We start from the raw sequence: 274 nt of genomic DNA, 5'->3' as shown, positions 1-274 counted from the left end.
AGATGGTCACCGACTTTCCACAACCTGACTCGCCGACGATCGCAACTGCCTCTCCCGGAGCCACATCGAAGTTGACGTCGTCAACGATCGTGACTTCACTCGATCCCCGGGGCAATCTGACCGTCATGCCCTTCACGCTCAAGATCGATTCCTGTCCCGTGGGTGATGCAGCACCTCCGCTTGCCATAGACGCAGCTTGGGAGACCTTCACAGCGAGCGCGCGCCAGCTGAAAGCCTTCGCGGAACCACTCGAGCGGCCCATGTAGGCATCACG

Annotated in this window: 1 protein-coding gene; it reads right to left on the bottom strand. The window is 60.2% G+C overall.

Annotated elements, in window-relative coordinates:
• The coding region (locus SB764_RS40080; RefSeq protein WP_410866762.1) for an ATP-binding cassette domain-containing protein at positions 1–127 on the bottom strand (127 nt) is incomplete at its 3' end.
• Positions 128–274 lie beyond the last annotated feature (147 nt).

The sequence above is a fragment of the Paraburkholderia sp. SIMBA_027 genome (assembly GCF_046535315.1).
In the GTDB taxonomy this organism is placed as follows: Bacteria; Pseudomonadota; Gammaproteobacteria; order Burkholderiales; family Burkholderiaceae; genus Paraburkholderia; species Paraburkholderia tropica.
The sequence above is the reverse complement of the archived record's forward strand: the minus strand, read 5'-3'. Positions and strand labels throughout refer to the sequence as shown.